This is a genomic window from Streptomyces flaveolus, from assembly GCF_044765825.1.
Classification (GTDB): domain Bacteria; phylum Actinomycetota; class Actinomycetes; order Streptomycetales; family Streptomycetaceae; genus Streptomyces; species Streptomyces flaveolus.
Genome location: NZ_JBIWKU010000010.1, coordinates 48,395 through 63,680, shown reverse-complemented (window position 1 = coordinate 63,680; position 15,286 = coordinate 48,395). Strand labels below are relative to the sequence as shown.

General features: G+C 73.3%; 9 protein-coding genes. 1 reads left to right on the top strand and 8 read right to left on the bottom strand.

Translation table 11 applies throughout. From position 1 onward, the window contains the following. Positions 1–116 precede the first annotated feature (116 nt). The 7 genes from ACIRG6_RS27410 to ACIRG6_RS27380 form a co-directional block, all read right to left on the bottom strand. A complete protein-coding gene (locus ACIRG6_RS27410; protein WP_351134142.1) occupies positions 117–1,220 on the bottom strand; it encodes an AfsR/SARP family transcriptional regulator in 1,104 nt (367 codons plus the stop codon). A gap of 186 nt (positions 1,221–1,406) precedes the next feature. Continuing rightward, positions 1,407–3,518 carry an MMPL family transporter gene (locus ACIRG6_RS27405; RefSeq protein WP_403324890.1) on the bottom strand — a complete coding sequence of 704 codons (2,112 nt, stop codon included), beginning with the start codon at positions 3,516–3,518 and terminating at the stop codon, positions 1,407–1,409. A gap of 39 nt (positions 3,519–3,557) precedes the next feature. Continuing rightward, positions 3,558–5,234: a prenyltransferase/squalene oxidase repeat-containing protein gene (locus tag ACIRG6_RS27400; RefSeq protein WP_364677725.1), complete on the bottom strand. Its 1,677-nt coding sequence runs from the start codon at positions 5,232–5,234 to the stop codon at positions 3,558–3,560. A 106-nt stretch (positions 5,235–5,340) separates the two neighbouring features. Beyond that, a complete protein-coding gene (locus tag ACIRG6_RS27395; RefSeq protein WP_403324889.1) occupies positions 5,341–6,858 on the bottom strand; it encodes an FAD-binding oxidoreductase in 1,518 nt (505 codons plus the stop codon). A 49-nt stretch (positions 6,859–6,907) separates the two neighbouring features. Continuing rightward, positions 6,908–8,692 (bottom strand): FAD-dependent monooxygenase, encoded by a 1,785-nt coding sequence (locus tag ACIRG6_RS27390; RefSeq protein WP_364820005.1) that lies wholly within the window; start codon positions 8,690–8,692, stop codon positions 6,908–6,910. Between the two features lie 112 nt (positions 8,693–8,804). After that, a complete protein-coding gene (locus ACIRG6_RS27385; protein WP_364820002.1) occupies positions 8,805–9,737 on the bottom strand; it encodes an aromatic prenyltransferase in 933 nt (310 codons plus the stop codon). A 93-nt stretch (positions 9,738–9,830) separates the two neighbouring features. Beyond that, positions 9,831–11,672 carry an AfsR/SARP family transcriptional regulator gene (locus ACIRG6_RS27380; RefSeq protein ID WP_403324888.1) on the bottom strand — a complete coding sequence of 614 codons (1,842 nt, stop codon included), beginning with the start codon at positions 11,670–11,672 and terminating at the stop codon, positions 9,831–9,833. A gap of 236 nt (positions 11,673–11,908) precedes the next feature. Between ACIRG6_RS27380 and ACIRG6_RS27375 the strand changes: the two genes are divergently transcribed. Further along, positions 11,909–12,073, top strand: coding sequence for a hypothetical protein (locus tag ACIRG6_RS27375; protein ID WP_350715885.1), 165 nt, complete (start codon positions 11,909–11,911; stop codon positions 12,071–12,073). Between the two features lie 46 nt (positions 12,074–12,119). On the opposite strand, the gene ACIRG6_RS27370 is transcribed toward ACIRG6_RS27375, so the two are convergent. Continuing rightward, positions 12,120–15,158, bottom strand: coding sequence for an AfsR/SARP family transcriptional regulator (locus tag ACIRG6_RS27370; RefSeq protein ID WP_364677736.1), 3,039 nt, complete (start codon positions 15,156–15,158; stop codon positions 12,120–12,122). Between the last annotated feature and the right edge of the window lie 128 nt (positions 15,159–15,286).

Here is a 15,286-nt window from a genome sequence, read left to right as displayed (position 1 = left end):
CCTTCGGCCGGGGCCGAGGCCCACCGCGGGGACGCGGACACGCGACAAAGCCCCCGGCGCGGCGGCCCGTTCGGGGACGCCGCGCCGGAGGCTTCGCCGGCGACAGGGGGTGAGTGCTACGAACGCTCCAGCTCCGGTGCCTGGCGCAGGATCTCCAGTTCCAGGTGCTGCAGCGCGGGGCTGGGCGAGATGCCCAGGTCCTCCACCATCTTCTTCTGGTGGGCCCGCAGCACCGACAGCGCGTCGGCCTGCCGGCCCGCCCGGTACAGCGCGAGGCTCAGCAGTTCGCAGCCGTACTCGCGCAGCGGATGGGCCTGGGTGAAGGCCACCAGTTCGGGCACCGCCATCTCGTGGTTGCCGACCGCGATCAGGGTGGCGCAGCGGCCCTCGATCACCGACAGGCGCAGTTCCTCCAGGCGTACGGCCTCGGGCGCGACATGCGGGGCGGCGGCCACCTCGGCGTACGCCTCCCCGCGCCACAGGGCCAGGCCCGCCTCGAACGCGTACAGCGCCCGCTGCGGATCGCCCCGGTCCAGCGCCTGCCAGCCGGCGGTGGCGTTCTCCCAGAAGCGGTGGGCGTCGACCTCGACGGCCCGGCTGTTCAGCAGATAGCCCCGCCCGCGGGTGCACAGCACCGTCGCCGGGGTGCGCGGCGCCCGGTGCGGCTCCAGGGCGCGCCGCAGATTGGCGATGTACGCGTGCAGCGACGTGATCGCCGACTGCGGCGGCCGGCCGTCCCACAGCGCCTCCACCAGGACGTCGACCGAGACCGGCTGGCCCACCTGGCTCACCAGCAGCACGAGCGCCGCACGCTGCTTGGGCGCCCCGAGGTCCACCCACCGGCCGCCGACGGCCGCCTCCACCGGACCGAGGACGCGGAACTCCACCCCCGCGCCCGACGCGGCACGGCGCGGGGGACCGGCCGCCTCCGGGCTGCCGTGCCCCGCGGTGTCCGGGACGCGGTCGTCCGGGCGCCGGGGCGGCGTGGTGTCGAGGTCCAGCGCCTTGCTGACGTACTGCTTGAGTGTCTCGTTGGCCCGCTTCAACTCACGGACCTCACGCTCGAGTTCCGCTATGCGCTGCGCCCCCGTGCCGTCCGCTCTCCCCGGGCCCGCCCCGGGCGGCTCGGCGGCGACCCGTCCTCCGCGCTGTCCGACGGCCACCGGGACGGCGGTCATGGTGCTGCGGCGGATTCCCCATTCCAGCGTCTCTGCACTCATCGTGTCAGCCCCGTAAGTGTGTGTCCGGACATGCCCCGGACGGTGCATGCGGTCGCCTCTGCCGCAAGGCCCTGCGAAGTCCATGCGCACGGCCCGGTCCGCTCCCCGCGGTTCCCGGGCCGGCCTCCCGCGCACGGGCCCGGCACCGCCGCGTGGGCGGCGCCGGAAACCCGTGGCAGGGGTGGTTCACCTGCCGCTGTACACGGGCACCTGATCGGGCTCGCCCGCCGACGCCGCGACGTCGTCGCGGTGCCGGAACAGCTTGCTGGGCCACCACATCCAGCGGCCCACGTCCAGGGTGAGCGCGGTGACCAGCACCGAACGCACCACGATGGTGTCGAGCAGCACACCGAACGCCACCGCGAAGCCCAGCTCCACCGCGAACACCAGCGGCAGCGAGGCCATCGCCGCGAACGTGCCGGCCAGCACCACACCCGCCGAGGTGATCACACCGCCGGTGGACGACAGACCGGTCAGCGCGGCACGCCGGGTGCCGTGCAGCAGCGTGTCCTCGCGGACCCTCGTCACCAGGAAGATGTTGTAGTCGATGCCCAGCGCGACCAGGAACACGAACGCCAGCAGCGGGAACGACGCGTCGGCTCCGGCGAGGCCGAAGACGTGCTCGAACACCAGGCTGCTCACGCCGAGGGCCGCCCCGAACGACAGCAGCACCGTCGCCATCAGAAGCAACGGCGCGACCACCGCGCGCAGCAGCAGCCCCAGGATGAGCAGGACGACCAGCAGCACGATCGGGATGATCACCTTGGAGTCCCGGGAAGCCGCGTTCTCCGTGTCGACCATGATCGCGGTGCTGCCGCCGACCTGCGCGTCCGCGCCCTCGATCCGGTGGACCGCGGTCCGGGCCCGGTCGACGGTGCGCATCGCCGCCTCGCTGCTCGGCTCGTTCTCCAGCTGCGCGAGCAGCACCGCCTCGTCGCCCTTGACCACCGGATCCGCGACGCCGCCGATCCCGGACACCCCGGCCAGCGCCGACTTGACCTGGTCGGCCGCACCGGCCTTCGTCACCACGTAGACGGGGTCGCCGGAGCCGGCCGGGAAGTGCGCGGCACGGACCTCCTCGCCGACCGCCATCTGCGGCTTGTTGGTGAACTGGTCCTTGTTCGACAGACCCGAGGCGTCGAGCCCCAGCGTGCCGAGCGCCATCGCCCCGAGCACCAGCACGGTGCCCACCCACACCAGCCGCGGCCGGCCCGAGATGGCGGCGCCGACCCGGCTCCACACGCTCTCCTTCTGCTCCGCCTCGGCGCCGTACACGGGCTTCGACGGCCAGAAGATCCACCGGCCGCAGGCGACCAGCAGCGCCGGCATCAGCGTCACCATGGCGAGCAGACCGACCAGGACGCCGATGGCGCAGGCCGGGCCCATCCCCTTGGTGGAGTTCAGCACGGCGAGCATCAGCAGCATCAGGCTGATCGCGACGGTCGCCGCACTGGCCACGATCGCCGGGCCGGAGCGGTACAGGGCCTCCGCCATCGCCTCGTGCCGGTCCTCGTGGCGTGCCAGCTCCTCCCGATAGCGGGAGATCAGCAACAGCGCGTAGTCGGTGGCCGCGCCGAAGATCAGTACGACCAGGATGAAGCTCGTCTGCTTGTTGACGACGAGGCCGGCGTTGTCGGCCAGCAGATAGATCAGCGCCTCCGCCGCCATCAGGGCCACGCCGACGGTGATCAGCGGCAGCAGCGGCAGCAGCGGGCTGCGGTAGGTGATCAGCAGGATCGCGACCACGACCAGCGCGGTGATGGTGGTCAGCGCGCCGCCGCCGCCGAACGCCTTGATCGAGTCGGCGCCGTAGCCGGCCGGCCCCGCGACATGGAAGCCGAGCCCGTCCGCGCCCTTCTCACCGACGTCGGCCATCGCGTCGACGACCTTGCCGAGCCCTTCCCAGCCGGACTTGTCCTTGTGGACCTGGACGATGGTCTGGATGGCCTTGCCGTCCTCGGACTCGACCGGACCCTGCGGCGTGCCCACGACGTTGTCGATGCCCTGGAACGCCTTGGCGTCCGCCCGGGCCTTGGCCAGGTCGGCGTCGGTGATCCCGGCGGACCGGTCGTAGACCACGATCGCGGGCACGGAGTCGGCGGGCATCAGCTTCTGGGCGCGCTCGACGACCGCGGTGGACTCCGCGTTGCCCGGCAGCCAGGCCGAGTTGTCGTTCTCCTCCGCGTCACCGAGCTTCCCGGCCAGCATCAGCGCCGGGACCAGTACGACGGCCCAGAGCGCGATGACGACCCACTTGCCCACCCTTCCGCTGGGCAGGGCGGCCAGTTTTCGCAGCATGTGTGTGTCTCCGTGTTCCGTGGGGGTGAGTGGTGTTTCTCAGGGGGAGGTGGTCGAGGCGGGCAGGGGACTCGGGGACGCACCGCGTCCCGCGAGCGCGCCCCGCAGCTCGGGGACCCGCGCGCGGGCGTGCCCGAGGGCGAGCAGCACCGGTATGTCGGTGAGCAGCGGGAAGTGGTACGCGAAGGGGCGCGGGCCGACCATGTCGGGCGGGCCGCCGTAACTGCCGTCGGCCTTCTGCCGCTCCAGCAGCCAGGTCAGGGCCGCGCCGACGGGCCGGGGATCGTCCGCGTGGCAGAGCGTGATCAGGCCGTAGGCGGTGCTGATGTCGTCGCTGGGGTCGCCGGGCTGCATGCCCCAGCCGCCGTCGGCGTTCTGCGTCTCGCGCACCGTCTGCTCGATCCGCGCCGCCATGGCGGCGGAACGCGGATCGTCCGGGCCCGCCGTGCAGGCGGCGAGCCGCACCCGGAACAGGCTGTGCAGCCGGCTGCGGCTCCAGCCCGGCTCGAAGCCGCCGTCGGCGAGCTGGCTGTCGGCGAGGAACGCCAACGCCCGCGCGCGCTGCGGTGCGGTGGCCGGGTGCGGGCCGAGCGCGCAGACCGCGGCGGCCGTCATGCACGGCTCGGAGGAGGCGCCCCCGACGTAGGTCGGGAAGCCGCCGTCCGCGCCCTGCACGGCCAGCAGCGCGGCCACCCCCTCGCGCACCGTCCCGGCGTGCGCGACCGGGTCGACCGCCTGGAGGAACTCCAGGGCGCAGGAGGTGTCGTCGACGTCGTTCTGCGCGACGAGCGGCGACATCGACCAGCCACCGGTCAGCGCCTCGCCGCGGGACAGCGAGCGCAGCGCGGCGCCGCCCCGCTGCGCTGCGAGCGTCGAGGCCATGCGGCGCAGCAGCGCCGGGTCGGCACCCGCGGCGTGCAGGGCGAGCCCGCCGGTGGACGTGCACCAGTTGTGCATCTCCAGGACGAACGGGAAGCCCCCGTCGGCACGCTGGTGACGCAGCAGCGTCGTGACGCCGCGGCGCACGGTCTCCTCGTGGCCGGGTGTCCCGGCCAGCGCGTGCAGCACCAGCAGGTGCATCAGCACGTAGCCCTCCCACACCGTGGCGCCGGGGTCGGTGGCCAGCAGGGTGTCCAGGGCGGCCTCGGTGGCCCGGTTCCGTACGCCGAGGGCGCCGGCCAGGATCAGCATGATGGACGCCTGCTGCACGGCGGCCCACGAGTGCAGCGGGTCGGTGGGGACCTCGCCGCCGCCCGGGAGTTCGGCGTCGGCGGGCAGCGGGCAGCCGAGCACCGAGAGCACCGCGTACACCATCAGGCGGCGGCGGGTGGAGATGAAGCCGGGCGCGGCGCCCAGGACGCCCGACGCCAGGGTGGCGACGAGGGCGCTGTCGGCGCCGGGCTCCCGGCCCGCGGCGGTCGCGACGGCACGCGAGGCCAGTACCCGGTCGAGCTTGTCCGGGGACTCCTGGTGTCCGCGCAGATAGGCGAGGAGACGGTCCCGGGCGGGGGAGTCCACGCCGGTCCGTGTCATCAGCGCGAGGGCGAGCGCGGACTCCAGCACTCTGCTCTCGCACTGCTCTCGTATCGCGCCGTCGTCGTCGGTGCGGCCGCTGATGTACGCGACCAGCCGGGCCGTGGCCCGGTGCACCTGGTCCGGGGAGACGTGCTCGGGCAACGGGAGCGGGGCCGGACGCACCGGGTCCGCGATCTTCATGGAGTACTCCTGTCTGAGCCGGTCCGAACGGCCGGTTGGCCTGGTGGTGCGGGAGACGGGCCCGGCCCCGCCGGGGACGCGTCCCCGTGCGGAGCCGGGCGGCGGGTCATCTGACGCCCTGCGCGAACCGGAAGAACCGGTAGGGGTCGTACTTGTCCTTCACCCGGGCCAGCCGCGCGTAGTTCTCGGCGTAGTAGGAGCGCCGCCAGTCCGGCAGGCGCGGGTCGATGAAGTTCTGGTAGGTCTCGCCGTTGGAGTACGGGTCGATCACCGCGAAGCCGTCGTCGACGTACTCCCAGGCGGCGGCCTTGGCCTCGTCCGCGACCGGTGCGGCGGCGTTCGAGGTGAGGTAGCTGACCGAGAAGAGGCTGTCGCGGTGGACGTAGGCGGTGGCGTCGCGGGCCACGGTGTTGGCCCGGCCGCCGAGCGCGGAGATCTGCAACTGGCGCATCTGCCCGGCGAACCGGTTGGCGTTGAAGGTCTCCAGCGCCTTGGCCCAGCCCTCGCGCGGCATCGTCCGCTCGAACAGCCGGCTGCGCCAGGCACCGAACGCCGGCCGCTGGATCCTGCCGTCGGGAGAGGTGTCGGCGCGGTGGCACTGCTGTGCCGTCAGGTCGGAGCACTGGTACAGCGACATCAGGACCGACCGGTACGGCGCGGTGAACTTCTGCTGGTACACCGGAGGACGGCCGACCAGCGAGATCAGGCGGGCGATCTCGGCGTCGAACCCCGCGCCGGTGTCCACCGAGCCGAGGAACACCGACGCGGTCGGCACGGTGCCCGGGCCGGCGTCGGTGAGCGTGACGTTGACACCGCTGCCGATCGTCCACGGCGCGTCGGGCAGCCACCGGGTCCAGCCGTCCAGCATGTCCAGGGACTGGTCGAAGGTCCACACGAGGTTGATGGCGGCGACGTCGGTCAGCGGCGACGGCGTCACGTCGTACGACGTGACGATGCCGAAGTTGCCGCCGCCACCGCCCCGCAGGGCCCAGTACAGGTCGCTGTGGCTGCGCGGCGAGGCGGTGACGACACGCCCGTCGGCGAGGACCACCTGCGCCGAGGTCACGTGGTCGGAGGCGATGCCGACGCTGCGGGTGAACAGGCCCATGCCGCCGCCCTGGAGGAACCCGCCGGCCGCGACGGTGGGGCAGTACCCGCCGGAGATGCCGAGGCCGGCCGGCGCGAGCGTGTCCGCGATGTCGACGAGCTGGGCGCCGGGCCCCATCCGCACCGAACTCTCGCCGAGCGCGATGGAGTTGAGCCCGGACACGTCGATGACCAGGCCCTCGGTGGTGGAGTAGCCGCCCGCGCTGTGGCCGCCGCTGCGCGCGGCGACGGGTATGCCGTAGGCCTCGGCGAAGCGGACGCAGGCCGAGACGTCGGCGGCGGAGGCGCAGTAGGCGACCGCCCTGGGGCTGGTGGCGTCGAACTGCACCTGGTACAGCTGCTTGGCCCGCTGGTAGTCCGCGTCCGACGACAGGACGAGGCGCCCCTGGAGCCGGTCGGCGAGCCGGCTCCACCGGGTGCCGAACGCGTCGCCCTTGGCCTGCGCGGCACCGGTCAGCGCCGTCGTGGCCAGCGCGACACCGCCGGCGCCGGCGAGGAAGGACCGTCTGTTGATCATGCTGCTTCTTCCGTGTTCGTCGGGGAGTACGGGCAGGAGATGCGGGCGGTCACGGCGCCCGGTGGCCCAGGACGAGCGCGAGCGCCGCGGTCAGAGCCCCCGCCGGGTCCGCCTCGGCGCCGGTGGCGCGCCAGGCCACGTGCTGGTCGGGCCGGACCAGGACGGCACCCGCTCCGTCCGTCCCGCGCAGGCGCTGCCAGACACCGTCGGCGTCGGCGTACTCCGCGTCCTCGGCGCCGATCCGGACCGCGGTCACGGGGACCGAGAGCTTCTCGGCGGCCAGCTCGGCGGCCTCGGCCCACGCGGCCCCGTCCGGCCCGGTGATCAGCACGAAGCCGGTGCCGGAGCCGACCAGGTCGTGGGTGGACACGCGCCGGCCGTCCCGCTCGACCCAGGCGTGCGGCAGCAGATGACCCGGGCGGGTCGTGGGCCGGTACTCGTCGCCCAGCGGCGAGCGGGCCGGCGGACGGCTGCCGTCCGGGACGACCGCGCCCTGCTCGTAGGCGAAGCCGGTCTCCACGTCGAGGGCCTGGCACTCGCCGCGGTGCGTCGCGAAGATCTCCGCCGCCCGGGCGCGCTGCGCGGCACCGACCGGGGTCGGCGAGAAGTAGGAGAAGAACACCGGCGTGCGGCGCTCCGGCGGCACGTGCGGACCGAGACCGACGGCGGCATTGGTGACCACCTGGAGGTGCCCGGCGGCGGACATCGCCCAGCCCAGGTTGAACTGGCCGACGGGCCGGCGCTCGGCCTCGTAGGTGTCGAGCAGCGCGTCGCCGGCGCGGCCCGAGAGCACCGCGGCGAGCTTCCAGGCGAGGTTGTGCGCGTCCTGGATGCCGCTGTTGAGGCCGAGCCCCACGGCGGGCGGCTGACGGTGGGCGGCGTCGCCGACGAGGAACGCCCGGCCGTGGCGGTAGCGCTCGGCGAGCACCGCCTCCACGCTCCAGCTGGTCACCTCGTGCAGGGTCAGTTCGAGGTCGGGCACGCCTAGCACCTCGCGGATGCGGCCGACGACCGCCTCCTCGTCGGTGCGGTCGATGCCGGCGAGCGGCAGGTGCAGCCCCCACTCCTCGCAGTGCTTGCCCCAGGTCGGGCCCATCTCGATGAGCGCGCTGGACAGGTCGGGGCGGTAGGGGTTGAGGAACCAGGTGATGACCGACCCCTCGGTCCACCACTGCGACAGATCCGCGGAGAAGTACGCCGTGGTGGCGTCGAACAGGGCGGGCAGACCCTCCATGCGTACGCCGAGCGCGGGGCCCACCGTGCGGCCGGCGTCCGCCGCGATCAGGTACTGCGCGACGACCGTCGTGACCTCGCCGGTCTCCGTGTCGCGGATCTCGGCGGTGATGCCCTCGCCGGATGCGCCCTCGGCGTTCTCGGCCAGCGAGACCAGCTCGTGGCCGAACCGGACGCGCCCGGGGTTGCGCTCCTCGGCGTGGCGGCGCAGCACCGGTTCGAGGCGCATCTGCGGCAGCTTGGCGGGCATCACGGGGCCCGCCGCCTCGTACGCCTCGCGCAGCGCGCCGCCGCCGAAGCCGTCCATCTCGTGGATGACCCGGCCGTCCAGCGGGCCCTGGCCGGTGAGCGTGGTCTGCCAGCGGACCTTGCCGAACTGCTCGGGCGTGGCCGCCGGTCCGGCCACGTCGTCCGCCAGGCCGTACTGGCGGAAGATCTCCATGGTGCGCTGGTTGATGTAGTGCGCCTTCGGCAGGCGCGAGGTGTCCGGGCGGCGCTCCACCAGCAGGTGCTCGACGCCGTGGCCGGACAGGAAGACGGACGCGGCCAGGCCGGAGCCGCCGCCGCCCACGATCAGTACCGGAACTTCTACGGTGCTCAAGGTTCGTCCTTCCGAAAGCGGATGAGAAGAAAAGAGAGGTGAGAAGACAGGGGTGATGAAGGGAGGAGAGAAAGGGGGAGAGGCAGGAGGGGAGCGGTGAGGCGGCGCCGGGTCACACCGGGTCCGCGAGGGCCCCTTCGGGGAGCTGCATGATCTCCGGCACGCCGGCGCCCCACCGGTAGTAGGACTGGAGCTTGTAGTACTCACCGTCGGGCTGGGAGGCGACGGCGTAGACGAACTTCGTGTGCGGATCGGCGCGTTGCACGTGCCGCACGAACAGCCCGATCCGCTCGTCGAGTTCGACGGGCAGGGAGGCCGGGTCCGTCGTCGCCACGGCGAAGCAGATCCGCTCGATGACCGGGGAGTCCCAGTCGAGGGTCACGTAGACGCCGAAGGCCTGGCGGCCGAGCCGGAGCATCTGCTCGCTGGGTTCGGCCTGGTCGACCTCGCGGAGCATGGAGCGCACGGACTCGGGGGCGATGCCCCCGGCGGGCGGCTCGCCGAAGTAGATGTTGACGGTGCGGTTGCGGTAGTCGATGCCGAGCAGGCCCACGGTGTCGCCGAGGCCGTGCCGGGAGATGAAGCCGAGGCTCTCACCCAGGCTGCGCGGCATCGACGGGAGGCCGGCGAGCTTCGTGACGTCCTGGAGGGCGGTGCGGGGCAGCACCACCCAGATCTTCTTGAACCCTCCCGCGACTCCGAAGTCGATGCCGTAGCCGTCGATCGGGCAGGTGTCGCTCAGGTCCGCGAGCAGCCGGGACACCGGGTGGTCGGTCTTCTCCAACAGACCGTTGTCCACGGCGAGTCGGTACGGGTCGACGTCCTGCGGGACCGTGAACCGGCAGTCGAGTTCACCCGCGCGGCCCGCGCCGGTCGCCACCCGGAACGCGACCACGGCCTGGGTGAGCTCGCCTCCGTAGAGGTTCAGGATGCGCAGCACGTCGTCGGGCGCGTACGCCACCTCCAGCAGTCCGGCCGCTTCCTCGATGGCCGAGTAGAGGGCCTGCACCGCGTCCTGTCGAGTGATCGGGGCCGCCTCACTCATGGCAGTCACCATCCTTGTGCGTCGTGTCGGCCGGTCTCGGCCGTCCGTTGTGAACAGGGCTGTCGTCGCACCGGCCGCCGGCCGGCCGCGGGCTCACCGGGGCAGGGCCCTTCGGGGAGTCGTGTCCGCGTGCAGCAGGACCAGCGGGTGGAAGCGGTAGCGGTCCTCGCCGAGGGCGCCGCCGGGCTCCGCGAAGAGCAGGCCGGCGTCGACGAGTTCTTCCAGGGTGTGTTCCGCCTCGGTCTCGGTCAGGCCGGTCACCTCGGCCGCGAGCAGGGCGGTGAAGGGGCCCGGCCCCACCGACGCGAGCCACGGCAGCACGGCCGCGGTGGCCGGGCTCAGCCGGGTCACCGCACGGCCGAAGGTGCGGGTCAGATCGAGGTTGCCGTAGCTCAGGGCGGCGAGCCGGGTGTGCGGATCGGCGAGCCGGTCGGCGAACCGGGCCACGGTCCGGTGCGGGCGGGCGGCGAGCCGGGCGCCCGCGATCCGCAGCGCGAGCGGCAGCCCGGCGCAGTGGCGCACCACGTCCCGGACCGCGCCGGGTTCGGCCCGGACACGGTCGTCGCCTACGGTCTCGGCGAGCAGCGCCACGGCGTCCTCGTCGTCCAGTGGCCCGAGGCTCATGGTGTGGGCGGTGGGCACGGTCGTCAGCCGCGTCCGGCTGGTGACGAGCAGCGCGCTGTCCGGGCCGACGGGCAGCAGCCCGGTCAGCTGTACGTCGCCCGACGCGTCGTCGAGCACGACGAGCAGCCGGGAGTCCGCGATCCGGGCCCGGTACCGGCGCACCAGCTCGCTCAGATCGTGCCGGGCGGTCCGCGCGGTGTCCCCGGTCCCGCCCAGCGCGGCGAGGAGCTCCGCGAGCACGGCCGCGGGCGGGCGGGCGGCCCCGTCGGCGTCCTGGAGGTCCGCGTGCACCACGCCGTCCGGGAACGCCTCGGCGCAGCCGTGGGCCACTTCGGCGGCCAGGGCCGTCTTGCCGCTGCCGGGCATGCCCGTGACCAGCGCCGCCCTGAGCCGTGCGCCGGGCCCCGAGGGGCGGCGCAGCAGCAGCGACCTGAGCCGGGCCGCCTCGGCGGTGCGCCCGGTGAACGCGGCGGCCCGGGCGGGCAGCAGCAGGACCGGCCGGCGCGGCGGGCCGGCGGTCTCGCCGCGCAGCATCCGCAGATAGGCCTCGCTGAGCCGCTGTCCGGGCACGACACCGAGCTGTTCGTCGAGGATCCGGCGGCCCTCTGCGTAGACCTGGACGGCCTCGGCCTGCCGGTCGGAGCGGTGCAGCGCGGTGATGAGGTGGGCGCGCAGATTCTCGTCCATGGGGTGGCGGGCCACCAGGGAGAGGAGTTCGGGCACCAGGGAGCGGTGCCGGCCGAGCGACAGGTCCGCCTCGATCCGCCGCTCCAGCGCCTGCGCCCGCAGGAACTCCAGCCGGGGCCGCTCGCCCCGCAGCAGGTGCTCGGTCACGTTCTCCAGGGCCTGCCCGCTCCAGCAGTCGAGCGCGTCACCGAGAAGTCTGCCCGCCTCCTCCTGCCGGTTCTCCTCCAGAGCCTGCCGGCCGAGCCGGTCGAGCCGTTCGAAGGAGAACAGGTCGACCTCGGAATCCCGGGCGTCGAGCACGTATCCCGGCCCTTTCCGGAATATCTGCACGTGGTTTCCCAGTGTTTTTCTGAGCCGGGAGACATAGGTGTAGATCTGCGCGTTGGACGTGGTCGGCGGGGCGTCCGCCCACAGTGCGGCGCTCAGCCGGCTGTCGGTGACCAGAGCGCCGCGGGCCAGGAGCAGTACCGCGAGGACGGTGTGGATCTTCGCCCCGGACAACGGGACCGCCACGCCCGCCCGGGTCACGGAGACCGGGCCCAGCAGCCGGAATGCGAGCGCGCCCGACGGGGCCGCGTCCGGGCCGGCCGGCTCGGCGGCCTCCTCGGCGGTCCGGGGAGACACACCAGCAGAGTTCGGCACAGCGCACTCTCCATCCCGCTCGGTTCAATCTCCTTCGAATTCCACTCGAGGACACTACCTACCAGCGGTTTTCGCGCGTTATCGTCTCGATTTAGGGGACGCGAAATGATGGCGAAATAGGGTTAAAAACGCGCACCCATAGGATGGTTGCAGAAATTCCACCTGGGTGTTTCTGGTCTTTCTGCAGGCATTTCTGCAAACAATGAGGAGATTCCTTCATGGGTAAGCCCCGTACGTTCGCCAGTGCGCTCGCCGGCACCGCGCTCCTCTTCCTTCCGCTGCTCCTCACCCTGGGCGCCGGCGAGCAGGGCACGGACGACCTGCCGTGGACCGGGATCAGCGCGCAGGCCGCCGCCGGGGAGGACGACCTGCCCTGGACCTGACGCGCGCGGGACGCGGAGACGGGGAAGAGGGAGCAGGGCGGGAGGGTCAGCGGTCGGCCAGCAGACCCGCCAGGACCGACCCCTCGATGGGCCGGAGCGCGTCGTGCGACTCCAGGACCTCACGCAGCCGGCCGGCGCGCCGCTCCCACGCCGGCGCGTTGAGCGTACGGAACTCCGCCTGGGCCCAGTCCAGCGGCTCACCGGCGCCCGAGTCGCCGCGGATCGCCTCGGCACAAGCCAGGTGGGTCACGATCCGGGCCTGCAGGAACCGGTCGCGCACCTCTTCCGCGAGACGCAGCGCCCGCCGCAGACTGGCGCGGGCCTTGTGCGGCTCGTTCTGCCGCCACTGCGCCTCGCCGAGCGCGCACAGGCCATGGGCCTCGCCGAGCCGGTCGCCCTGGCCACGGGTGAGCCCCACCACGTCGTGGCAGATCCGCTCCGCCTGCGCCGACCGGCCCGCGCCGAGCAGCGCCTCGGCGAGGCGGTAGAGGTTCTGGGTGCGGCTGCGCAGCGACCCCGCCTCGTAACTGACCTCTATCGCCTCGTTGCTCAGCTCCACGCCGCGCTCGGGATTGCCCTGCTCGATCTCGATCTGGGCGAGCAGACCCAGCGCGTGGGACAGGCCGGAGTTGTCCCCGGCCCGCCGGAACAGCACCAGGGACTCCTCGCAGTAGCGGGCCGCCTCGGCGAGGTCGCCGAAGAAACGGGCGCACACCGCGAGGTTGCGCCGCACGATGGCCCGGCCCTGGACGTCGTCGGTCCGTTCCAGCCGGGTCAGGGCGGTGAGCAGCCGCTCCCGCGCCTCGCCGTAGCGGCGCTGGTAGATGGCGAGCGTCCCCAGGGTGCGGAGCATGGTGCCGGCCCCGCGCGTGTCGCCCGTGTCCCGGGCGCCTTCCAGGGCGCACTCGGCGGTGCGCCGCCAGTCCTCCAGGTAGTTGCGGGTCTCGTAGAACGGAACCGCCCCCACCGCGAGGAGCCAGGCGCGTTCCGTCTGCCCGTCGCGCACCGCCTGCGCCACCAGGGCGCCGAGCGTCTCCCGCTCGTCCTCGAACCACGCGACGGGGTCGGCGACGAGCTCGCTCACCGTCTCGCCCGGGACGGGCTCGGTGGGCACCGGGCCGCCGTGCGGGGCCTCGCCCTTGCCGTACAGCTGCTCCTGGGCCGCGTGCACCAGCGTGAGCACGGCGGTCAGCACCCGCTCCAGGGTCTGCTCGCGCTCCTGCGCGCTGTCCTCGGCCAGGCTCCTCTCCCGGGCGAACAGGCGCATCAGCTCCTGGAAGCGGAAGCGGGGCCCGCCGCCCGGCGCGGGACGGATCTCCAGGAGCTGGGCGCCGACGAGCTGGTGGAGCAGTTCCTCGGACGCGTCCGGGGTGACGCCGAGGACGGGGACCCCGATCCAGGCCGGGAAGTCGGGCACGTCCAGCATGCTCAACTGCCGGTAGAGCCGCGCGGCCTGCACCGACAGCGCCCGGTAGCCGAGCCAGACGCCCGAGCGCACCCCGCTCTCCCCCGGGCTGAGCACGCTGACGCGCTCGCGCCGGTCCTCCATCCGCGCCGCCATCTGGCGCAGCGACCACCGGTGGTCGGACAGCAGCCGGGTCGCGACGACCCGCAGGGCCAGCGGAAGCCGGTCGCACAGATCCACCAGGCGCTGCGCCGCGGACGGCTCGGCCGACACCCGGTGCTCGCCGATCGTGGCCGCCAGCAGGTCCAGGCACTCGGCCGGGCTCATGGCGCCCAGGTCCACGCGGGCCACGGCCAGTGTCCCGGTGAGCCCGTTCAGCGGGTCCCGGCTGGTGACCAGGACCCGGGCGGGGCCACGGCCCGGCATCAGCGGAAGGATCTGGTCCACGGAGCGGGCGTCGTCGAGGACGACGAGCAGCCGTCTGCCGTCCAGGGTGCTGCGGTAGAGCGCGGCCCGGTCCTCGAGACCCGCGGGGATCGAGGTGCCCGGCACCCCGAGCGCGCGCAGCGCCCGTTCCAGGGCCGCCTCGGGTGTCCCGGGCCCGCCGTGCCCGCCGGGCCCGTCCTGGAGGTCCAGGTAGAGCTGGCCGTCGGGGAAGCGCTCCGCGACGCGGTCGGCCCAGTGCAGGGCGAGCGCGCTCTTGCCGACACCGGCCGGGCCGCACACCGCCGCGACCCGGACCGTGGTGGCGCCGGCGTGTCCCGGCGCCGGCGGCACGAGCCCCTCCAGTGACTCGAGTTCGTCCTTCCGGCCGACGAACGGCTCGGGCGCCAGGGGGAGCTGCCGGGGCACCACGACAGGAGCGGGGGCCGCAGGGGCGTCAGGAACGACGGTGTCCGGTAACGCGGCGGCCCGCGCCGGGGCCCGTCCGTCGCCCTCCAGCACGGTGCGGTGCAGTTCCTGCAGCTCGGAGCCCGGCTCGACGCCCAGTTCCGAGACGAGGATGCGACGCCCCTCGCGGTAGCAGTCCAGTGCCTCGGACCGGCGGCCCGACAAGTGATAGGCCTGCATCAGGAGGGCGCGGGCATGCTCGCGCAGCGGGTTCTCCGCGACGACCGGGGCCAGGCACTCCAGCACCGTCCGGTAGCGGCCCTGCTGGAGCTGGACGGCGGCGTACTCCTCGGTCAGGTTGGTCCTCAGCTCGGAGATCCGGTCGACCGTGCCGTTCAGCACGCCGCCGTCCATGCCGTCGAGCACCGGCCCCGACCACAGCGCGAGGGCGTCCTCGAAGCGGGCCGCGGCCTCGCTCAGGTCCCCGGCCTCGGCGGCCGCGCGGGCGGCCGCGGCCGACTCGTACAGGTCGGCCACATCGACGTAGTGGCCGTCCCGGTGCAGCACATAACCGGGCAGCAGCGTCTCGATGAGGCCGTCGACGCCCGCCTCGTCGCGGAATGTCTTGCGCAGCGCGGAGACGCAGATGGCGATCTGGTTGCGTGCCGTGACGGGCGGATCGCTGTGCCAGACGGCGTCCGTCAGCGCGTCCACGGAGACGGCCCGGCCCGGAGTGAGCAGCAGCACCGCCAGCACCGTGCGCTGGCGTGCGCTGCGCAGCAGCAGCGGCCGGCCGTCCACACTCACCTTGAGCGGGCCCAGCACCTGGAACGACAATCGAGGCGCCACACCGCCTCCTTCCAGGACCGCACGTCCCGCCCCCCGCGAAGACACTGCGGAGACATTGTGTGGACTGGACCTGGTCCTGACAACACAGTTCTACAACAACTCACGCTACGTGCCGGTTACTTCGCCGC